Origin of the sequence: Kitasatospora sp. NPDC004614 (assembly GCF_042873675.1) — a bacterium.
Lineage (GTDB): Bacteria > Actinomycetota > Actinomycetes > Streptomycetales > Streptomycetaceae > Kitasatospora.
The window spans coordinates 606361-626413 of record NZ_JBIALR010000001.1 but is presented as its reverse complement, the minus strand read 5'-3'; the positions used below and the strand labels follow the sequence as shown (position 1 = coordinate 626413).

At 71.6% G+C, this 20053-nt stretch carries 22 protein-coding genes; 9 read left to right on the top strand and 13 right to left on the bottom strand.

Going from position 1 to position 20053, the window contains the following annotated elements; translation table 11 throughout:
- Positions 1 to 66 precede the first annotated feature (66 nt).
- The 3 genes from ACFYST_RS02615 (at position 67) to ACFYST_RS02605 (ending at position 3416) form a co-directional block, all read left to right on the top strand.
- Positions 67 to 1653, top strand: coding sequence for a glycosyltransferase 87 family protein (locus ACFYST_RS02615; protein ID WP_387859371.1), 1587 nt, complete (start codon positions 67 to 69; stop codon positions 1651 to 1653).
- A 47-nt stretch (positions 1654 to 1700) separates the two neighbouring features.
- Positions 1701 to 2876, top strand: coding sequence for a glycosyltransferase family 4 protein (locus ACFYST_RS02610; RefSeq protein WP_387859370.1), 1176 nt, complete (start codon positions 1701 to 1703; stop codon positions 2874 to 2876).
- Positions 2877 to 3038: 162 nt separating this feature from the next.
- Positions 3039 to 3416 (top strand): hypothetical protein, encoded by a 378-nt coding sequence (locus ACFYST_RS02605; protein ID WP_387635392.1) that lies wholly within the window; start codon positions 3039 to 3041, stop codon positions 3414 to 3416.
- Positions 3417 to 3568: 152 nt separating this feature from the next.
- Here ACFYST_RS02605 and ACFYST_RS02600 read toward each other — a convergent pair whose 3' ends face one another.
- The 3 genes from ACFYST_RS02600 to ACFYST_RS02590 all read right to left on the bottom strand — a co-directional run bounded on the left by ACFYST_RS02600 (position 3569) and on the right by ACFYST_RS02590 (position 6100).
- Positions 3569 to 4240, bottom strand: a complete 672-nt coding sequence (locus tag ACFYST_RS02600) for a response regulator (RefSeq protein WP_387635395.1) — start codon at positions 4238 to 4240, stop codon at positions 3569 to 3571.
- Positions 4225 to 5493 (bottom strand): sensor histidine kinase, encoded by a 1269-nt coding sequence (locus ACFYST_RS02595; RefSeq protein ID WP_387859368.1) that lies wholly within the window; start codon positions 5491 to 5493, stop codon positions 4225 to 4227. Before ACFYST_RS02595 ends, ACFYST_RS02600 begins: the two co-directional genes overlap by 16 nt.
- Positions 5494 to 5572: 79 nt before the next feature.
- Entirely contained in the window at positions 5573 to 6100 is a 528-nt protein-coding gene (locus ACFYST_RS02590) for a hypothetical protein (protein ID WP_387859366.1), read from the bottom strand.
- A gap of 141 nt (positions 6101 to 6241) precedes the next feature.
- Here ACFYST_RS02590 and ACFYST_RS02585 point away from each other — a divergent pair, with 141 nt between their 5' ends.
- Complete coding sequence (locus ACFYST_RS02585) at positions 6242 to 6625, top strand: hypothetical protein (protein ID WP_387859365.1); 384 nt, start codon at positions 6242 to 6244, stop codon at positions 6623 to 6625.
- A gap of 16 nt (positions 6626 to 6641) precedes the next feature.
- Here the strand turns inward: ACFYST_RS02585 and ACFYST_RS02580 are convergent, their stop codons facing one another.
- The 8 genes from ACFYST_RS02580 to ACFYST_RS02545 form a co-directional block, all read right to left on the bottom strand.
- Positions 6642 to 7130, bottom strand: coding sequence for a GNAT family N-acetyltransferase (locus ACFYST_RS02580; protein WP_387859363.1), 489 nt, complete (start codon positions 7128 to 7130; stop codon positions 6642 to 6644).
- Entirely contained in the window at positions 7127 to 7975 is an 849-nt protein-coding gene (locus ACFYST_RS02575; protein ID WP_387859362.1) for a hypothetical protein, read from the bottom strand. The genes ACFYST_RS02580 and ACFYST_RS02575 overlap by 4 nt, the downstream gene beginning before the upstream one ends.
- Complete coding sequence (locus tag ACFYST_RS02570) at positions 7939 to 8595, bottom strand: hypothetical protein (RefSeq protein WP_387859360.1); 657 nt, start codon at positions 8593 to 8595, stop codon at positions 7939 to 7941. The genes ACFYST_RS02575 and ACFYST_RS02570 overlap by 37 nt, the downstream gene beginning before the upstream one ends.
- Complete coding sequence (locus tag ACFYST_RS02565) at positions 8592 to 9011, bottom strand: hypothetical protein (RefSeq protein ID WP_387859358.1); 420 nt, start codon at positions 9009 to 9011, stop codon at positions 8592 to 8594. The genes ACFYST_RS02570 and ACFYST_RS02565 overlap by 4 nt, the downstream gene beginning before the upstream one ends.
- Before the next feature lie 217 nt (positions 9012 to 9228).
- Entirely contained in the window at positions 9229 to 10080 is an 852-nt protein-coding gene (locus ACFYST_RS02560) for a helix-turn-helix domain-containing protein (protein ID WP_387860068.1), read from the bottom strand.
- Complete coding sequence (locus ACFYST_RS02555) at positions 10077 to 10529, bottom strand: DUF6879 family protein (RefSeq protein ID WP_387860065.1); 453 nt, start codon at positions 10527 to 10529, stop codon at positions 10077 to 10079. The genes ACFYST_RS02560 and ACFYST_RS02555 overlap by 4 nt, the downstream gene beginning before the upstream one ends.
- Positions 10530 to 10572: 43 nt before the next feature.
- Positions 10573 to 10800, bottom strand: coding sequence for a hypothetical protein (locus ACFYST_RS02550; protein WP_387635407.1), 228 nt, complete (start codon positions 10798 to 10800; stop codon positions 10573 to 10575).
- A 123-nt stretch (positions 10801 to 10923) separates the two neighbouring features.
- Entirely contained in the window at positions 10924 to 11706 is a 783-nt protein-coding gene (locus tag ACFYST_RS02545) for a DeoR/GlpR family DNA-binding transcription regulator (protein ID WP_387635410.1), read from the bottom strand.
- A gap of 131 nt (positions 11707 to 11837) precedes the next feature.
- On the opposite strand from ACFYST_RS02545, the gene galK reads away from it, so the two are divergent.
- The gene (gene galK / locus ACFYST_RS02540) at positions 11838 to 12983 is read left to right on the top strand and encodes a galactokinase (protein WP_387635412.1); all 1146 of its coding nucleotides are present in this window, start codon (positions 11838 to 11840) and stop codon (positions 12981 to 12983) included.
- 66 nt (positions 12984 to 13049) lie between these two features.
- Here the strand turns inward: galK and galT are convergent, their stop codons facing one another.
- Positions 13050 to 14132, bottom strand: a complete 1083-nt coding sequence (galT, locus tag ACFYST_RS02535; protein ID WP_387859357.1) for a galactose-1-phosphate uridylyltransferase — start codon at positions 14130 to 14132, stop codon at positions 13050 to 13052.
- Between the two features lie 222 nt (positions 14133 to 14354).
- On the opposite strand from galT, the gene ACFYST_RS02530 reads away from it, so the two are divergent.
- Complete coding sequence (locus ACFYST_RS02530; RefSeq protein ID WP_387859356.1) at positions 14355 to 15257, top strand: hypothetical protein; 903 nt, start codon at positions 14355 to 14357, stop codon at positions 15255 to 15257.
- A gap of 49 nt (positions 15258 to 15306) precedes the next feature.
- On the opposite strand, the gene ACFYST_RS02525 is transcribed toward ACFYST_RS02530, so the two are convergent.
- Positions 15307 to 15696 (bottom strand): DUF5997 family protein, encoded by a 390-nt coding sequence (locus ACFYST_RS02525; RefSeq protein WP_387635420.1) that lies wholly within the window; start codon positions 15694 to 15696, stop codon positions 15307 to 15309.
- 58 nt (positions 15697 to 15754) lie between these two features.
- Here ACFYST_RS02525 and ACFYST_RS02520 point away from each other — a divergent pair, with 58 nt between their 5' ends.
- The 3 genes from ACFYST_RS02520 (at position 15755) to ACFYST_RS02510 (ending at position 20027) form a co-directional block, all read left to right on the top strand.
- Complete coding sequence (locus ACFYST_RS02520) at positions 15755 to 16564, top strand: LysR substrate-binding domain-containing protein (protein WP_387859354.1); 810 nt, start codon at positions 15755 to 15757, stop codon at positions 16562 to 16564.
- Positions 16565 to 16727: 163 nt separating this feature from the next.
- Complete coding sequence (gene pgm / locus ACFYST_RS02515; RefSeq protein ID WP_387859352.1) at positions 16728 to 18383, top strand: phosphoglucomutase (alpha-D-glucose-1,6-bisphosphate-dependent); 1656 nt, start codon at positions 16728 to 16730, stop codon at positions 18381 to 18383.
- Between the two features lie 81 nt (positions 18384 to 18464).
- Positions 18465 to 20027 (top strand): adenosine deaminase, encoded by a 1563-nt coding sequence (locus ACFYST_RS02510; protein ID WP_387859351.1) that lies wholly within the window; start codon positions 18465 to 18467, stop codon positions 20025 to 20027.
- Positions 20028 to 20053: the final 26 nt, after the last annotated feature.

Sequence of the window (20053 nt, the reverse complement as noted above, 5' to 3'; positions counted from 1 at the left end):
AAGTCGACCATCAAGTCTCGACCTGGCCCCGCTGACGCCTCCCGGTCCGCCGACTGAAATGGACGGGTGATCACTCCTCCGCGCCAACTTCGCTGGAACCGCCGCTGGTTGTGGCCCGCCGGCTGGCTGCTCTGCGCGGCCTGGGCCGCCGCCTTCCCGGTGGTCTCCCCACTCGGCCCGCACCGCGACTGGGGCACCGTCGCGGCCGTCGGCTACCTGCTGGCCGCCGTCCTCGTCCTGCTGCCGCGGCGCGACTTCCGTCTGCCCTCCGCTCTGCTGGCACTCGGAGTCTCCGGGCTGCTCCCCCTGCTGCTGGCCGTCCGCTCGGGCGAGGGCCAGAGCGAGGTCACGGTGATCGGCCGGGCCGGCACGGAGCTGCTGGCCCACGGCTCGCCGTACCTCGAGTCCCCCGCCTCCGTCCTGGACCTGACGCCCTACCTGCCCGGCATGGCCGCCTTCGGCCTGCCGCGAGGGCTGCTCGGCGCGGGTGCCGCGCTCGGCGACCCACGGCTGTGGTGCGCGGTGGCGTTCCTGGCGACGGCGGGGGGCGCGTGGCAGGCGCTGCGACGGGGGCGGCCACGGACCGGCGCTCAACTTCCGGCTGCCCGGCGTCCGTTGGCTGGATCACCCGGCGGCCTGATCACGGGGCTGTCCGCCCTGCGGTGGCTCAGCCGGGCTCCCTTCGCACCAGGTACCTCGACCGGAGGCGGGTCTCCTTCCTCTCAACTTCCCGTCGTCCGGAACTCGTTGGCGCCGATGGCAGGATCACCTGGTCGCCGGATCACGGGGCGGACCGCCACGCGGCAGCTCAGCCGGGCTCCCCTCGCACCGGGTACCTCGACCGGGGGCGGGTCGCCTGCCTCTCAACTTCCCCACGCTCGGACGTCGTTGGCGCCTGGCGCGGTCGCGTTGGCGGCCTCGCCCGTGGTGGCGTTGCCGTTGGCGGTGAGCGGGGTCGATCTGCCGATGACCGGCCTGCTCTGCCTGGCGCTCGCCCTCGCGTCGCGGCGGCACGCGGGTGGTGCCGGGCTCACCTTGGCGCTGGCGTGTGCGATGAAGTGGACGGCCTGGCCGGCCGTTCCGGTGGCCGTCGCCCTGCTCGGGGCCGTGGCCGGACGACGGGCCGCCCGGCGCTGCGCCGGTGTCGCGGTGACGGTCACCACCGCGCTGGTGGCGCCGTCGCTGGTGCTGGCGCCCGGCCCGATGGTGCGCCAGGTGTTCGAGTTCCCGCTCGGCCTCGGCGACTGGCGCACCCCCGCCGCGAGCCCCCTGCCGGGACGCCTGCTCGCCCAACTCGGCGCTGGCGGTTGGTGGCTGGCACTCGCCCTGCTCCTGCTCGGCGGGGGCGCGGTGGCCGTGTCCCTGGTCCGCCGCCCGCCCACCACGGCGGTGGCCGCCGCCGACCGCCTGGCGGTCGGGCTGTCCGTGGCATTCCTGCTCGCACCGGCCGGGCGCTTCGGCTACCTGGCGCTGCCGCTGTTCCTGGCCGTCTTCACCCGCCTCGCCTCCGGCCGACCGTCCGGCGGTGGCACGTCAACTCCCGTCCCGCGGAACGCAGTCCGCCGGCCGGTGCCACTCGCGACCAGCTCCTCGCCGACCGCCGAACCTCGCCCCACCTCCCGCGAACCGGTGGCCGCCGGCCGCCACTCCTGACCACCGCCCCTCCCCTCCGCCCCTCTCAACTCCCCTGCGAGGCACCCATGCCCACCACCCTGATCGTCACCAACGACTTCCCACCCAGGCAGGGCGGCATCGAGACCTTCGTCCACGCGATGGCCGTCCGGGTGCCGGACCACGACGTGGTCGTCTACACCTCGGCCGAGCCGGGCGCGGCGGCGTACGACGCGACGTTGCCGTTCCCGGTGGTTCGGGATCGGTCGCGGATGCTGCTGCCCACGGGGCGGGTCTCGCGGCGGGCGGTGGAGATCGCGCGGGCGCACGGGTGTGACCGGGTGTGGTTCGGGGCGGCGGCCCCGCTCGCGGCGATGGCGCCGGCGTTGCGGCGCGGCGGCGTGGAACGGCTGGTGGCCACCACGCACGGGCACGAGATCTGGTGGGCCCGGACGCCCGGGGCCCGGAGCCTGTTGCGGCGGATCGGCACGCACTGCGACGTCGTCACGTACCTCGGCGAGTACACCCGGCGGCGGATCGGCCCCGCGCTGGGACCGAAGGCGACGCTTGAGCGGCTGGTCCCGGGCGTCGATCCGGCGCTGTTCCGCCCCTCACCCACCGCGCGCCGGGCGATACGCGAGCAACTCGGCCTCTGGGACGCCCCGGTGGTGCTGTGCGTGGCCCGACTGGTACCCCGCAAGGGGCAGGACATGCTGATCCGCGCCCTTCCGCTGATCCGCCGCCGTGTTCGGGGCGCCACGCTCCTCCTGGTCGGTCAGGGCCCGGACGAGACCCGCCTGCGCGGCCTGGCCGAACGTCACGCCCCGGGCGCGGTGGTCTTCGCGGGCGGCCACCGCCACGCCGACACCGCCCGGTTCTACGCGGCCGCCGACGTCTTCGCGATGCCGTGCCGAACCCGCCGCGCGGGCCTGGAGGCGGAGGGCCTCGGCATCGTCTTCCTGGAGGCCTCCGCCGCCGAACTCCCGGTCGTGGCCGGACACTCGGGCGGCGCCCCGGACGCCGTCCTCCCCCACCGCACCGGCCTCGTCGTGGACGGCCGCGACGTCTCCGTCATCGCCGACGCCATCGCCTCCTACCTCGAAGACCCGTCCCACGCCCGCGAGTTCGGCCGCGCCGGCCGCAACTGGGTCCAGCAGGCGTGGTCCTGGGACGCTTCCGCCGCCCACCTGAACGCCCTCCTCGCCGGTGAAGCGACGGCCCGCCAGCCGGAGATGCCCGGCGCGAAGCAGCCGCCTGGCATGTGAGGTGGAACCGGAACACCATCTCCAGTGTGAAGAGTCTCCGAGCCCCTTGGCCGCGTCCACCGCGAACCGGCTGCCGTCGAGCCGGATCACCGACCGCGTCCCGCCCCGGCGATGTCGGGTGATTTCCTGACAGGAGCGGGATGTTCCGGTAGATGTGTGTGGGTGAATGACTCCACGCCCGAGGACGGCGAGCCAACTTCCTTCGCTGCGAAGGCAAAGAACCTGTACGGGAAGCACAGAGGGAAGATCCTCGCCGCCGGTGCCGCCCTGGGGGTCGCGGCCCTGACCATCATTGTCGTGGTCGCCAAGCAGGCAGAGGAACAGAACGCCACCGAGGACGCCGAAGACGCCGAGGACGCCGGGTGGGTCGCCGACCCCGCGGCTGTGAACGAGCCACGGACATCCCCCGTCAAGCACCGGGTAGCGGGGCACACGAGGACCCTTGCTGACGGACGCGTTGTCCCCGTTACGGGCTACGAACGGGGCGGCTCCTCAGATGACGGCGACGAGGACGAGGACCCCGGCGTCGCCGCAGCCTGAGCGCGGTCGGCCTCGCCCGTTCCGTGCCTGGGTCGCCAGTGTCATTCTCAGGAGTCTTGTGCGGACTCCTCGGCCAACGTCCGGGGCGGGTCGGCAGAACATCGATGCCTCCGCCGTACGGATGGTGAGTGCGTACGCCGCAGCCGGATGCGTCAGGCAGTGTCGACTCCTTCGCGGTCGCGGTAGGCCAGGACGGCGAGGACGCGGCGGTTGCCCTCGGTGGGGTCGAGGTCGAGTTTCATGAAGATGTTGCCGGCGTGTTTGACCACGGAGGCTTCGGTGACGGTCAGGCGCTGGGCGATGGTCTGGTTGTTGAAGCCCTCGGCCATCAGCGCGAGGACTTCGTGTTCGCGCGGGGTGAGGCGGCGCAGCGGATCGTCGGCGGTGCGGTGGGCGAGCAGGATGCGGACGACCTCGGGGTCGATGACGGTCCGGCCGGCGGCGACGCGTTCGAGCGCGTCGGTGAAGTCGGCGACGTCCATGACGCGGTCCTTGAGCAGGTAGCCGAGGCCGCCCTGGTCCGCTGTGGCGGCGCCGAGCAGGCGGGTCGCGTAGGCGGTGGCGACGTACTGGGAGAGCACCAGGACGGGGAGGCCGGGGTGGCGTTCGCGCAGGTGGAGCGCGGCGCGCAGGCCCTCGTCGCGGTGTTCGGGGGGCATCCGCACGTCGGTGACGACGATGTCGGGGCGGTCCTCGTCGACGGCGCGGATCAGCTGTTCGGCGTCGCCGACGGAGGCGATGACGTGGTGGCCGAGCCGGGTGAGGAGTTCTACGAGGCCGGCCCGGAGCAGGACGGCGTCCTCGGCGATCACGATCCGGAGCACGGCACCTCCAGGCGCAGGCGGGTCGGCCCTCCGGTGGGGCTGGTCACGGTCAGGCGTCCTTTCAGGATGGCCACCCGGTCGGCGAGGCCCTGCAGGCCGGCGCCGGTGGCGGGGTCGGCGCCGCCGCGGCCGTTGTCGGTGACGGACAGCACCAGGATGTCACCGTCCAGCGTGCCGTGGACGGCGATCTCGTCGGCGTCACTGTGCTTGGCGGCGTTGGTGAGCGCCTCGGTGACGGTGAAGTACGCGGCACTCTCCACCGGGCCGGGCAGCCGGTGCGGCAGGTCGAGATCGATCAGCACGGGCACCGGGTGGCGCAGCGCCAACTCGGCGACGGCGGCCGGGAGTCCGTGATCGGTGAGCACCTGCGGGTGGATCCCGCGGACCAGGGTGCGGAGCTGGTCGAGCGCGAGGCGCGCCTCGCCGCGGGCCCGGGTGACGAGTGCGGCGGCGGGGGTGTCCTGGCCGCGCAGTTCGAGTTCGGCCAGGCCCAACGTCATTCCGAGGGCGACGAGTTGCTGCTGCGCTCCGTCGTGCAGGTCTCGCTCGATGCGGCGCCGCTCGGCCTCGAACGCGTCCGCCAGCCGGGCCCGGGAGCGGGTGAGTTCGACCACCTGCGCCCCGAGGTCCTCGTCGCGGAGGCCCAACAGCAGCCTGGCGAGCCTGACTTGCGCACCGGCCACCAGTGCACCGCTGTACGCCGCGACCACCAGTCCGAGCAGCCCGACGGCGCTGGCCGCGAGCCCGTCCACCGGCCCCGAGACCGCCCGTCCGGGCAGCAGCATCACGGTGTCCGGGCTCACCGCCCAGATGAACAGCGGCGCGGCCAGCAGGAGCAGACTGAACCCGATCCCCGCCGCGAAGACCAGCCCGACAGCGGTGAACACCGTCGACTGCACTGCGGCGTACCCGAGTTCACGCCAGGTCGCCCGCTCACGCAGCCGGGTGCGAAGCCAACGCCGCGCCACCGTCCGGTGCGGATCGGCGAGTTGAGCCGGCTCGACCAGTCGCAGCCGTCGACGTTCCACCACTCCGACCGGCACCCCGAGAACGGCCGTCCCGGCCAGAACCAGCAGCCCGACCCCGACCACCGACAGCGCGACCCCCGCCACCACCCCAACGGCCAGCACCAGCAGCACCAGCACACCCTGCACCGCACCGCTCACCAACAACGCCCAGACCCGCCACGGCCACCCGGACACCAAGAACCCCAGGGGCCGCCGCCGCACCGCCGCCCACACCGCGACGTCCATCCGCGCGCCTCCCCTTGCCGTTCGCACCCGACTCTACCCAGCCGGACCAGGCACGACGGCAACCGGACCGCCGGGCCCGTCAGTCCTCGCGCTCCAGGGCTTCCTTCACCAACTCCGCAGGCACCGAACGCATCGTCCACCCCGTGATACCCGCCACCCGGGTGACCGCCCGGTCGAGCCACTCCGGATCACCGAGGCGGTGGGCCTCACCGGCGGCGACCGTTGAGGCCATCAACTCGGCGGCCAGCAGCACCTCTTCGCTCTTGTACTGCTCCGGATGCCGGTTGAAGGTCAGCCTGCGGCTCTCGTCCGGGTCGCGGAGGGTCAGGAAGAGATAGCCGATACCGGGCCGCTTCGACGGCCACGGGTAGTCGAACCCACCACCGGCCGCGTTGCCGCCTCCTCGCGCGAAGCGCCCGACCTGGATGCGGATCCCGGACGTCACCCGGGACCAGTCGATCAACTCACCCTCGGCGTCACCGACGTGCAACACCATGCCGTCCGCCCGCAGTTCCACCCAGCGGCCGCCCAGCAGCGTGGAATCCCCCACGGCCCAGCGTCCGTCGAGATTTTCCAGCGGCCCGTAGTGCTTTCGTTCGTCCCCCATACCCCTTATTCGATCACGGGCAGCCACCAGCCCGTGACCCGGTCCGCAACGTCGAGCAAACTCCTCGGACCCGACCGGGGCCGAAGAACCGGCAGGACGATCCCACCTGGTGATCGGTAAGATCGGCAGGTCGGAGGGGGCATGACGTTGCAGGTTCTGTACAGCGGGAAGACCAGAGAGCTCGAACTCTCCGGGACGCGCCAACGGCTCCTGGCGCTCGGGCAGTTGCTGCGGGGGAAGGCCGGAAGCTGCGATCTCTCGGAGAGCCGGGACCCCTCTCCCTACGAGCGGTCGCTGTCCGGGATCGCGTTCCGGGAGGATCCGGAGCGCGACACCGTTTCGATCGTCACGGACGGCCAGATCCTGCGGATCGAGGGAGGACGGGAAGCTCTCGACCTCCTCACCCACAACATCGAGGGCTTCGCCGCCGAGGCGGATGCAAGCCATCATTGGCACGCCGAATCCTCGACCTGCGACTACATCGCGCCGGAGTCGGACCCGCTGGTGGTTGCGTTCCTGAACTGAGCCGGTCGAGCCCGGCTCAGCAACGGGACACGGCAGATCTCGAACGCGGGCGCGGCCGGACGGCGTAGGTAGGAAGTCCGGCCTGCTCGCCGGTGGGCACGAAGCCCGCCTTGATGAGGACTCGGCCGGAGGCCGGGTTGCCGGGGTGGTGCTTGGCGCGGACCTCGGGGAGGCCGAGGTGATCGAAGGCCAGGGCGAGGATCCTGCGGACGCCCTCGGTGGCGTAGCCCCGCCCCCAGGCATCGGCGCGCAGGATGTAGCTGACGGTGGCGACGGGGCGGTCCCGGTGGAGCTTGACGACGCCGACAATCGCGCCGTCCACGACCAGCCCGAGCACGTACAGCGTGCGAGGGACCTGTGCTGCCGCAGCTATGGCGTCGCGCACGTAGCACTGGGCTTCGGCAGCGTCCATCGGTGCCCGGGGCAGGTACTTCACCGCCTCCGCACTGTAGATGCACGGCAGGGCCTCGGCGTCGCCGGTGGCCAACTCCCGCAGCTCGATCAACCGTCCACCGTCTCAAGGAGCTTGGCCAGTTCGGCGGCGGTGGGCCGGTCGTCCGGCTCGGCCAGGAGGACAGGGCGTAGCTGGTCCTGGAGGGTGGGCCACGGCGACGTGCCGGACAGCGGCACGACTCTGGCGGCGATGGCCTTGCGGCGGTCTTCCAACGGCGTCTCCCGGTTCAGGCCGGCGGCCTCGTAGTCCAGCGGCCATGTCCCGGTGGCGCAGGTCCACAGGGTGCCGGCCAGGGCGTGGACGTCGGCGGGCTGCGTGGTGGTGACCGGTTGGGGGCCGGTGATGATCCGAGCCGCCAGTTCGGGGGCGGTGAGGTGGAGCATCGTGCCGCCGAACGTGGGCCACGGAGTGCTGCCGAGCTTCCGGGACCATGCGAAGTCGATCAGGCGCGCCGTACCGTCCTCGCCGTGGATGCCGTGCTGCGGCTGGAGGTCACCGTGCACCCACCCGTCGGCATGCAGGTCCGCCACGGCGCGGCACAACCCGACTGCGGCGGCGTGCGCCTCGTCCCGTCCGCCGTCGCCCTTGCGAAAGGGCCGGAAGACCAGCCAGGTGGGCTCCCCGGCAAGCCACGGGGTGACCAGCCAGACACCGTCCGCGTACCGGCCTGCGGTCACGGAGTAGGCGGGGAGCTGGTCCAGCACGGAGGCTTCGCGGGCGGTGACCTCGGCGGCGTCGCCGGTGCCGAGCTTGATGCTCACCGCACCGTGCGGGCCGGTGGCCTTCCACACCGCCGAGCCCCTCCGGTCGGTGATCTCCGCCAGCGCCACCGGGCCGCCGCAGAGGGCCTTCGCGGCCTTCACCGCTTCTCGGGCCTCGGCAGGGAACTTGCCCATTCTCGAACTGCCTTCCACTCGCAAGAGATGTGCTCGAAGACGTCGCGCCCGTCGTCCACCGCAACGGACAACGCCGTCGCAAGATCGGGCGTCTCCGTGAGGAACTTCGGGTCCAGCGGTCGCACGCCAGCCCTCACCGGCAGGAACGAGAACGGCGGCTGCGGGATGCTCTTCCCCCGCCTGCCGACCTCGACCGCGCCCCGGGCGAACTTGCCGAACATAACTCCGACCGGTCCGTACAGGTGCTTCAGCGCCCAGTGCGGCCAGGCCAGCAACTCCCGGTGGTCCGCGTCCTCGCAGTGCCCGAGCAGCACCACGTTCTCGCACACCAGCGTCCCGAACGGCCGACGCATCAACGGGCGGACCCACTCAGCGGCCTGGACCCCGGCGTGGAACAACTCGGCTTCCACGGCGCACCGGTGGCTGCCCGGGGTGACCTCGTAGACGGTCCACCCGGTCATGTCCCGCCGGAGGGACGGCCGCAGGAACGGGCAGTGCTCGGACAACGCGGCGAGATAGCCGTACACATCGACACTGACCGGGTTCTCCGTCCGGGCTTCGAGGAGACGGAGCGCCCCGGCGGTCGGCCGGGACGCTCCGTCGGACGGCGCGGTGATCACCGGCAGGACGCTGCCGGGGTCAGCTCGTCGCCGTCGCTGGGCACGGGCGAGCAGTCCCACTCCGCCCACACGGTGCCGGTGATGCGGTACCGGCCGAGGGCCTCGGCGTCCAACTCGCCGTCGGCGTCGGTGAACCAGATCTCCGGCAGCGGGCCGTACGCCTTCTCGTAGGCCCCCACCCAGTCGATGAAGCACTCGCCGCCGCCCTCCACGTGCTGGAGCCTGCGGCCGGCGTACTTGACGGTGAACGCGTCGTGTTCGCTGGGGTCCTCGGTGAGCCGGTGCCAGGCCAGGTCGATGGCACCGGAGAACATCTTCGGGGCTGGGAGGCCGGCCTCGAAGAACTGACCGGCGATCGTGAAGAACTTGCCCAACTCGCCGATTGCAGCGTCGGGTTCGATGATGGTGAGGCTCACTCGTCTCTCCGATCGGGTTGGCCCTGCCCGTCACGACAGGAGGTCAGCCGGTTTTGGGGTGTCGCCCCGGCCTCGGTGGCGCATTCATCACCGGGCCGGGAGTTCATGGGTGCCATGCGGCACAGGGCGGGGGTCCAAGGACGTCTGGTTGACATTCAGAGACGGTAGGGAGCAGCGAGGTGCGCGGTCGACGAACTTGCTTGAGCTTGCTCGCTATTCACCCGAGCGAGTTGATGGCTCCAGTGATGAGCGCTCTTGCCTCAGCACCGTAAACAGCGATGCCGGCCAGCGCGGAGAAGGCCTGGCCGTACTCGAAAATCTCGGCCGGCTGGGTGACGGTGAGGTGGGCGGAGACGAGCTCGACGTTCACCTGCGCATCGTCGTAGATGGTGAAGGACTCAACTGGCCAGCCGGCGCCTCTGGTCGAGCCGAGGGGAATCACACCAAGACTCACCGATGGGAGGGAGCCTACGGTGATGAGGTGGCCGAGCTGACCGACGAGGATGTCCGGGGTGCCGATGACGGTCCGCAGCACCCACTCCTCGATCAGGAAAGCGAACCGGTGGTCTCCCGTGTGCAGCACCTCCTGCCGCTCCATGCGGACGGCGACAGCTTCGTCGACATCGTCGGGAGTGCTGCGCAACGAGACGATCGTGCTCAACACTTCGCGTGTGTAGGCCGCTGTCTGGAGAAGGCCGGGGATGACCCACGACTGGTACATCCGGAACCGTCGAGTGCGCCCGAACAGTGGGCGTACGGACTCCTGAGCCCGTTTGAGGCCGGCGCGCTCCAGGCGTCGCCACTCGACGTACATTCCCTCGATGTTCCGGGCCGTCGCGATGAGGTCGGCGGCCTGGTGCGGGACGCCGCAGATGGCGGTCCAGGTGCGCAGGTCGGCCTCGGAGGGCATCACCCGGCCGCTCTGGATCTTGGAACATTTGGATTCGTGCCACCCAGCAGCTTCGGCCAGCGCCCGTGCGCTGAGTCCGGAGTCTCGCCGGATGTCGCGCAGACGCTGGCCGAGGGCCTGCTTGGCTTGCTGAACGCTGGATGACGCGGACACAGTCAGCGCAGCCGGAAGTCCTCGTGCGGGACCGCCCGTTCCCAGACGGCCTCGAAGGCGGAGGCGCAGAGCTTCACGGTCTGCGGATCAGTGATGAGGTCCTCGTCCACGAAGTCGCCGTCACCGCTGAAGTGGTGAACCAGGAGGAGTTGTCCGTCGATCAGCCAGAAGTCGTTGCCCGGAAGTGCCAGGCCGGTCGCCTTCCGACGGGGAAGCCACCTGACCTGTTCGCCGGCGGCGAGGTTCCGGAACGTGATCTCGTGCTCGAACCGGATGTACTCACTCACCGGTTCCGAGACGACCCGCGCGCGCAGCACCTCAACGCCGCGGTTCGTTGTCTCCTCGATGAGCTGCAACCAGGGGCTCCACCACGACGGGCGGTCGGCAGGGTCGTCGCGCTGTCCGCCGAGCCAGCGGAGGAACAAGGGGTCGTCCGGCATGTATCCGTCGCGCATCTCCAGGTGGAGAGCCGAGCGGGTACAGGTCCGCAGCAGATCCTCAAGCGATGGGGCTGCTGCCACCGTTCACCTCCGGGAAGAACTGCATCATGCGCCTGGGGAATTCGATCACCGTCTCGTGCCCGGGGATGTCCATCTGGGCGAGACGTTCCGGGTCGAGCACCTTCCAGCCCTGGAGGATGTAGTTGCCCGTCGCGTCGTCGAAGTAGACCGTCGGGGACTTGCCTTCGGGGCTGTTGGGGTCTTGTCCGAGCTTGTGCAATGCCATGGTGGGCCTCCCAGCAGGTCGGAGCCGATCGCCTTGGACAATCTTTCCGCGCAACTCACCACCGCACCATGAACTTGCTCGAACTTGCTCCCGCCGGGCACACCCTGGTCTTGGCCGGCGAGCTCAGACGATCAGCAGCTCGCCGCAGGATTCGGTGAGGCTGACGCGGGCGTCCGCCGGGATTTCGTGGTCGGTGATGAAGCAGTCGAGGTCGGTGAGGGCGGCGAAGCTGCTGAGGCCGACGATGCCCCATTTGGTGTGGTCGGCGACCGCGACGGTGCGGTGGGCGGAGGCGATGAGGGCGCGGTTGGTCTGGGCCTCGGCGAGGTTGGGGGTGGTGAGGCCGGCGTGTTCGCTGACTCCGTGGGCGCCGATGATGAGGAGGTCGACGTGCAGGGAGCGGATGGCCTGGTCGGCGAGGGGGCCGACGAGTGCGGCGGAGCGGGTGGGGGCGCCGCCGGTGAGGAGGAGGTCAGGGCCGTCCTCGGCGGTGTGGGTGCGGAGGAGTTCGGCGACGGGGAGGGAGTTGGTGACGACGGTGAGGCCGGGGATGTCGAGCAGGCGGGTGGCGACGGCGTAGGTGGTGGTGCCGGCCGAGAGGGCGACCACGCTGCCGGGCTGGACCTGGGCGGCGGCGGCTTCGGCGAGTGCGGCCTTGGTGTCGGTCTCCAGGCCGGACTTGGCTTCGAAGGCCGGTTCTTCTGCTGTGGCGGTGCGGGCGACGGCTCCGCCGTAGACCTTGCGGACGGCGCCGGTGCGGGCGAGGGCGTCGAGGTCGCGGCGGACGGTCATGTCGGAGACGCCGAGCCGGTCGACGAGTTCGGCGACCTTGACGGCTCCGTCCCGGCGTACCTGGTCCAGGATCAGCGCTCGTCGCTGGGCGGCGAGCAGTACGCCGTCGGTCACTTGGTCCTCCGCCGGGGTGTTGGGGAGCCGCCAGCATAGTCGACGGGTTGGACGCTGTTCGGGTCTGGTGCTGTGTGTTTGAATGTGTTGACTGTCTCACCAGACCCGCGATTGCCCGCTGGAGTTGCCCGATGACCACCGACGCCGCCGAAGCCTTCGCCGCCGCCTACGGTGACGCCCCCGACGGCGTGTGGGCCGCGCCCGGCCGGATCAATGTGATCGGTGAACACACTGACTACAACGAGGGGTTCGTGCTGCCGGCGGCGCTCCCGCACACCACCCGGGTCGCGGCCCGCCGCCGCACCGACGGCCGGATCCGGCTGACCAGCGTGCAGGGCGACGGGAAGGTCACCGAGCTGGACCTCGAGGGCCTCGCGCCGGGCGCGGTGCCGGGCTGGGCGGCGTACCCGGCGGGCGTGTTCTGGGCGCTGGCGCAGGCCGGTCACCCGGTGGGCGGCGCGGACCTGGCGTTCACCTCGGACGTGCCGACCGGCGCGGGCCTGTCCTCCTCGGCGGCGCTGGAGTGCGCCACCGCGATCGCCCTGGACGAGCTGTTCGGTCTCGGCCTGGACGCCCCGACCCGGGCGCTGCTCGCCCAGCGAGCCGAGAACGACTTCGTGGGTGTGCCGTGCGGCGCGCTCGACCAGATGGCGTCCAGCTGCTGCGTCGCCGGTCACGCGTTCTTCCTGGACACCCGGACGCTGACCGGCCGCCAGGTGCCGCTCGACCTGCCCGCCGTCGGCCTGTCGCTGCTGGTGATCGACACCCGGGTCAAGCACGACCTGGGCGACGGCGCGTACGCCGCCCTGCGGGCGGGCTGCGAGCGGGCGGCCGGGCTGCTGGGCGTGCGGGCGCTGCGCGACATCGGCATCGCGGAGCTGGCGGCGGCCGAGGAGAAGCTGCCCGCCGAACTGCGGCCGCTGGTGCGGCACGTGGTGACGGAGGACCAGCGGGTGCTGGACACCATCCGGCTGCTGGACGCGGGCGAGCCGCGGGCGCTCGGCCCGGTGCTGACCGCGGGGCACGCCTCGCTGCGCGACGACTACCGGGTGTCCTGCCCGGAGACCGACCTGGCGGTGTCCGCCGCGAACGCGGCCGGCGCGCTGGGTGCCCGGATGATGGGCGGCGGCTTCGGCGGTTCGGTGCTGGCCCTGGTCGACACCGACCGGCTGGACGCCGTCGAACAGGCCGTACGCGCCGCGTTCGCCGGGGCCGGGTTCGTCGACCCGTACGTGTTCCCGGCGGTCCCGTCGCAGGGCGCCCACCGCGTCAAGTAGGAAACAGAGAACGAAGCCCCGCCCGGGAACTTCCCTTCCCCGGGCGGGGCTTCGCGTAAAAGGAGCCTAGATCTCGCGCAGCGTGCGGGCGGCGGTCTCGGGGCGGATGTCGTTCATGAATGCGCCCATGCCGGATTCGGTGCCGGCCAGGTACTTGAGCTTGCCGGCCGTCCGGCGGATGGTGAACAGCTCGAGGTGGAGGGCGAGTTCGGCCTCGGCGGGGCGCGGCGACTGGTGCCAGGCGGCGATGTAGGGGGCCGGTTCGGGGAAGAGGCGGTCGAAGCGGCGCAGCAGGTCGAGGTAGATCCGGGGGAATTCGGCGCGGGCCGGCTCGTCGAGTTCGGTGAGGTCGGCGACCCGGCGGTTGGGGTACAGGTGCACCTCGTAGGGCCAGCGGGCGGCGAACGGGACGAATGCCGTCCAGTGGTCGCCGGTCAGGACCACGCGGGTGTCGGGGTGGCCGAGGGTGGCGCGTTCGGCGGCGAGGACGTCGTCGTACAGGTTGCGGCCGGTGGCGCGTGCGTACTCGGTGACCTTGGCGATGGCCTGGGCGGTGCGGGGGGTGGTGAACGGGAGGGCGTAGATCTGGCCGTGCGGGTGGCCGAGGGTGACGCCGATGTCGGCGCCGCGGTTCTCGAAGCAGTAGACCTGGCGGACGTCGGCGCGGGTGTGCAGTTCGGCGGTGCGGTCGGTCCAGGCGTCGAGGACCAGGCGGGCCTGCTGTTCGGTCAGGTCGGCGAAGGACGCGCCGTGGTCGGGGGTGAAGCAGACCACCTCGCACCGTCCGGTGCCGGGCGTGAGCGTGTACGGGCCGTCCGACCAGGGGGTGACGCGTGCGGCGGAGGAGCCGGCCAGCGACGGGAAGCGGTTCTCGAACACCGCCACCTGGTAGTCCGCGGCGGGTACTTCGCTGAGCCGGCCGTCCCGTGACGGGCAGAGCGGGCATTCGTCGGCCGGCGGGTGGTAGGTGCGGCCCTGCCGGTGCGCGGCAATGGTGACCGCGTCGCCGGTGAACGGGTCGACCCGGACTTCGGAGGCGCTGGCCGCCGGGTCCAGCGGCCGCGCGTCGACCGCGTCGCGCACGGCGGGCTCGGTGTCGTAGTAGACCAGTTCGCGGCCGTCGGCCAGCTTGGTCACCGTCTTGTGCACGGCGGCGCTCCCTCTCGGTTCGACCATCACATCAAACATCTTCGAACATGAAGCATCGCAATGCAACATCCGGAGGGTCGCCGCGAGCCCCCCGCACGGTCGCCGCGAAGCCCGCCGCAGGGTGGACGGGAAACCCCCTGCGGGGTTGTCTCCGCCGTGAGCTAGAGTCCGCCACGAAAGAGATGGGAGCGGTACGGGACCGTTTCCAGGGGGAGAACCAGAATGTTCAGGACCGGACGTACGTTCCTCGCCGCCACCGCCGTCGTGCTCGCACTGACCGCGACCGCCTGCGGCAACAAGGACGCCGACGGCAATGTCGTAAGCAACAAGGGCGGCGCGGCCACCTCCTCGGCCCCCGAGCTGGCGCCCGCCGCGGCGCTCGCGCTGGTGGGCGAGAAGACCACCGCGGCCAAGTCCGCCAAGTCCGAGGTCACCATGCAGGTCGGCACCGGCAAGGCCACCACCGTGAAGGGCGCGATCTCCTGGGAGCACGGTCTCCTGGGCGAGCTGACCGGCACCATGGGCGGGGCGATGGCCGAGAACCTCGCCAAGGCCGGCAGTGACGGCAACTTCACGGCGCGCTATCTGAGCGACGCCATGTACGTCAACATGGGCTCGGCGATGGCTTCCCAGCTCGGCGGCGCGCACTGGATCAAGTACAACTACGCGGACCTCGCCCGGCTGATGGGCCCGGCCGGCGACAGCCTGAAGAGCCAGCTGCAGAGCTCCGACCCGGTCGCCTCGGTGCGGGCCCTGATCGCCTCCGGCAAGGTCACCAAGGCCGGGACGGAGACCGTGAACGGCGCCCAGGCCACCAAGTACAGCGGTGACCTGTCGGTGACCGACATCGCGCAGGCCACCGCCAAGGGGCTCACCCAGGAGCAGGCGGACGCGCTGCAGAAGCAGTTCACCACCGCCGGGATCACCAGCGACCACATCGAGGTGTGGGTCACCGGTGACAACCTGCTGGTGAAGAAGGTCGAGCAGATGCAGAGCAAGGCCGGCGAGATCACCGCGACGGCGACCTACTCCGACTACGGCACCGCGGTCGCGGCCACCGCCCCGAACGAGAGCGACACGGTGGACTTCACCAAGCTCATCGCGGGCGCGAAGACCGGCAGCTGACGCAAGAACGCGCGGGGCGGACGAACCGCCCCGCGCGTGAGTACCGGGGTTACTTCTTCTTCGGCGCCGGCTTGTCCTTGAGCCGCTGGGCCTCCTTGCGGACCTCGGCCTGGATGGTGCGCTCGCGCTGCAGCCAGTCGGGGTTCTCCTCGCGGAGGGCGTCGATCTGCTCGGTGGTGAGCGCCTCGGCGATGCCGGCCCGGTTGAGGCCGGTGACGGAGATGCCGAGGCGGGCGGCGACCGTCTGGCGCGGGTGCGGGCCGTTGCGGCGCAGGTCGGCGAGCCACTGCGGCGGGGTGGCCTGCATGGCGTTGAGCTCGTCGCGGGAGACGACGCCCGCCTGGAACTCGGCGGGGGTCGCCGCCAGGTAGATCCCCAGCTTCTTGGCCGCAGTCGCGGGCTTCATGGTCTGGGAGCTCTTGGGCTTGGGCGTAGTCATGCACCAAGGGTATAGGGAGCGCGCACCTGCCCAGGTCACGGTAGGTAGCCTGGACGGTGTGACCGAGATCGAGCAGCCTTCCCCTTCCTTCCGCCTGGTGTACGTGCCCGGTGTGACGCCGACCAAGTGGCTGCGGGTGTGGGGTGAGCGACTGCCCGGCGTCCCGCTGGAACTGTTGCAGTCCACGCCCGTCGCCGGCAACCAGCTTCTGCTGTCGGGCGGCGCGGACGCGGGCCTGGTGCGGCTGCCGGTGGACCGGACGGTGCTGAGCGCGATCCCGCTGTACACCGAGACCACCGTGGTGGTGTTCCCGAAGGACCACTGGCTGGCCGCCGCCGAGGGCGCCGCCGAGGAGGTCTCGGTCGCGGACCTCGCGGAGGAGATCGTCTTCCACCCGCAGGACGACGTGCTGGAGTGGCCGGAGGGGCTGCCGGGACGCCCGGCGTTCGAACGTCCGGAGACCACGGCCGACGCGATCGAGCTGGTGGCGGCGAACGTCGGCGTGCTGGCGGTGCCGCAGTCGCTGGCCCGGCTGCACCACCGGCGCGACCTGACCTACCGCGTGCTGGCGGACGTCCCGCAGTCGCAGGTGGCGCTGGCCTGGCCGGAGGAGGCGACCACCGACCTGGTCGAGGAGTTCATCGGCATCGTGCGCGGCCGCACCGCGAACAGCTCCCGCGGCCGGGCCGCCACCGAGCCCGCGAAGAAGCAGCCCGCGGCGAAGAAGGCTCCCGCCAAGTCCCAGGCGCAGCCGGGCGGTCGGCAGCAGAAGCCGCGGCCGGGCCAGCGCGCCGCCACCACCCGGCAGGGCCAGGCGAAGCAGGGCCAGGCGAAGCAGGGCCAGGCGAAGCGGGGCCGCAAGCGCTGAGCCGTCGTCGGCGCGGGGCCGCAAGCGCTGAGCCGTCGTCGGCGCGGGGCCGCAAGCGCTGAGCCGTCGTCGGCTTCGCTGTCGCGTTCCCGCAGTTGGCGCGGTGTGGCCCGCATCATGGTCGGCAGGCATCCTTGCCGTACCGACCGAGGAGAGAGCCACGATGGTGCACGCACGGGCCGGGCAGCCGGCGCAGCCGCAGGATCTGATCGACGTCGCTCGCCTGGTGACGGCCTACTACGCGCTGCATCCGGACCCGGCGGAGGTGGGGCAGCGGGTGGCGTTCGGCACGTCCGGTCACCGGGGTTCCTCGGTGCGGGCGGCGTTCAACGAGGACCACATCGCGGCGACAGCGCAGGCGATCTGCGACTACCGGGCCGAACAGGGCACCACAGGGCCGCTGTTCCTCGGCATCGACACCCACGCGCTGTCCGAGCCGGCCCGGGTCACCACGCTGGAGGTGCTGGCGGCGAACGGTGTGACGGTGCTGCTGGACTCGGCGGACGGCTACACCCCGACGCCCGCGGTCTCGCACGCCGTCCTCACCCACAACCGGGCCACCGGCCGCCCCCGTCCGTCAGCGCTCGCGGACGGCATCGTGGTGACGCCCTCGCACAACCCGCCCGGTGACGGCGGGTTCAAGTACAACCCGCCGCACGGCGGCCCGGCCGATTCGACCGCGACCGGCTGGATCGAGCGCCGCGCCAACGAGTTGCTGGCGGCGGGGCTGAAGGACGTCCAACGAGTGCCGTACGCCCGGGCGTTGGCGGCCGGCACCACCGGGCGTTACGACTTCCTCGGCGGGTACGTGAACGATCTGCCGGCCGTCCTGGACCTGGACGCGGTGCGGGCGGCGGGCGTGCGGATCGGCGCGGACCCGCTGGGCGGCGCGTCCGTCGCGTACTGGGGGCGGATCGCCGAGACGCACCGGCTTGACCTGACGGTGGTCAACCCGCTGACCGATCCGACCTGGCGGTTCATGACGCTGGACTGGGACGGGAAGATCCGGATGGACTGCTCCTCCCCCTACGCGATGGCCTCGTTGATCGGCAAGCGGGACGCGTTCACGCTGGCCACCAGCAACGACGCGGACGCCGACCGGCACGGCATCGTCACCCCCGACGGCGGGTTGATGAACCCGAACCACTATCTGGCCGTCGCCATCGACTACCTGTTCCGGCACCGTGACGGCTGGCCGGCGGCGGCCGCGGTCGGCAAGACGCTGGTGTCCTCCTCGATGATCGACCGGGTGGCCGGTGCGCTCGGCCGGGAGCTGCTCGAAGTCCCGGTCGGCTTCAAGTGGTTCGTGGACGGGCTGCTGAACGGGACGGTGGCGTTCGGCGGCGAGGAGTCGGCCGGGGCGTCGTTCCTGCGCCTCGACGGCTCGCCGTGGACCACCGACAAGGACGGCATCCTGCTCGCCCTGCTGGCCTCCGAGATCACCGCCGTCACCAACCGCACCCCGTCCGAGCACTACCGCGACCTCACCGCCCGGCACGGCGACCCGGTCTACGCCCGGGTGGACGCCCCCGCCGACCGTGAGCAGAAGGCCGCCCTGGCGGCGCTCGACGCGTCCCGGGTCACCGCCGGCACGCTGGCCGGTGAGCCGATCACCGCCGTCCTCACTCACGCCCCGGGCAACGGCGCGGCGATCGGCGGCCTGAAGGTCCGCACCGAGAACGCCTGGTTCGCGGCCCGCCCGTCCGGCACCGAGGACGTGTACAAGATCTACGCGGAGAGCTTCCTCGGCGCCGACCATCTGACGAAGGTCCAGGACGAGGCCCGCGGCCTGGTGGGCGAGGTGCTGGCGAAGGCCTGAGAGACCCGGCCGCCACTCTTTCGGATGGTGCCGCGCGACACGAGCGGCCGTACGTGGTACGGCACCTGACGGATCGTCAGCATGACGTCCATGATCTCGCTACGCCGTACCACCACGGCCGCTCTCGTCGCCTGCGCGGCACTGCTCGCGCCGCTGGCCCCCGCCCGGGCCGGGGCGCCACTGCCCGGCGGGCGCCCGATGGAGGGAAGGGTCGCCGCCTACCTGGACGGCATCCGGCAGGACCCGGCCCGGCTGGACGCCTTCCTGCGGGCCCTGCCCAAGGGCGGTGACCTGCACAATCATCTGTCGGGTGCGGTGTCGACCGAACTGCTGATCCAGCTGGCCGCCGAGGACGAACTGTGCATCGACTCGGGGACGTTCGTCGCGGCGACCGGCCCGTGCGAGGGCACCGCCCGCCCCGCGAAGGACGCGGTCACCGACCAGGAGTTCCGCGCCCAGGTGATCCGCGCCTGGTCGATGCAGGACTTCACGCCGGGTGAGGAGTCCGGCCACGACCACTTCTTCGCCACCTTCGGCAAGTTCGGCGAGGCCAGCTGGCGCCACCCGGGCCGAATGCTGGCCGAGGTCACCGACACCATGGCCGCCCAGCACCAGATGTACCTGGAGACCATGGTGACGCCGGCCTTCGGCGGGCCGGCGGCGCTGGCGGCGAAGGTCGGCTTCGACCCGGACTTCACGGCGCTGCGCGAGAAGCTGCTGGCGGACGGCCAGGTCCAGCGGCTGGTGGACCAGGCCCGCGCCGACCTCGACCACGCGACGGCCGAGTACCAGGACACCGAGCAGTGCGGCACCAAGCAGGCCCGCCCGGGCTGCGCGGTGACGGTGCGGGTCCAGTCCCAGGTGTCCCGGGCGGCCGGCCCGGCGCGGGTCTTCACCGAGCTGCTGCTCGGCATGGAACTCGCCTCGCAGGACGAGCGGTTCGTCGCCGTGAACCTGGTGCAGCCGGAGGACCACCGGGCCGCGCTGGACAACTACAGCCTCCAGATGCGGATGCTGGACTTCCTGCACCCGTTCTACCCGAACGCCCACATCAGCCTGCACGCGGGCGAGTTGGTGCCGGGCCTGGTCAAGCCCGAGGACCTGCGTTTCCACATCCGCCAGGCGGTGCTGACCGGCCACGCCGAGCGGATCGGGCACGGCGTCGACGTGGCGCAGGAGGACGATTCGGCGGAGCTGCTGCGCACCCTGGCCGAGCGCAAGGTGCTGATCGAGGTGCCGCTCACCTCCAACGAGCAGATCCTCCAGGTCTCCGGCCAGGACCACCCGATCGCGCTGTACCGGAAGAACGGCGTGCCGGTGGCGCTGTCCACGGACGACCCCGGGGTGGAGCGGATCGACATCACCCACGAGTACGTCCGGGCTGCCCTGACCTACCGGTTGAGCTACCGGGACTTGAAGGACCTGGCGCGCACCTCGCTGGAGTACGGCTTCGTCGCCGGGCGCAGCCTGTGGAAGGACCGCGACGGGTACCTGCCGGTGGCGGAGTGCCAGGACCGCCCGCTGGGGACGACGCCGACGGGCGCGTGCGCGGCGCTGCTGCGGGAGAACCCGAAGGCGGCGCTGGAGTGGCAGATGGAGGGCGCCTTCCGGGACTTCGAGCAGGCGGTGCTGCGCGGCAAGTAGCCGTGCTTCCAAGGACGAACGGCCCG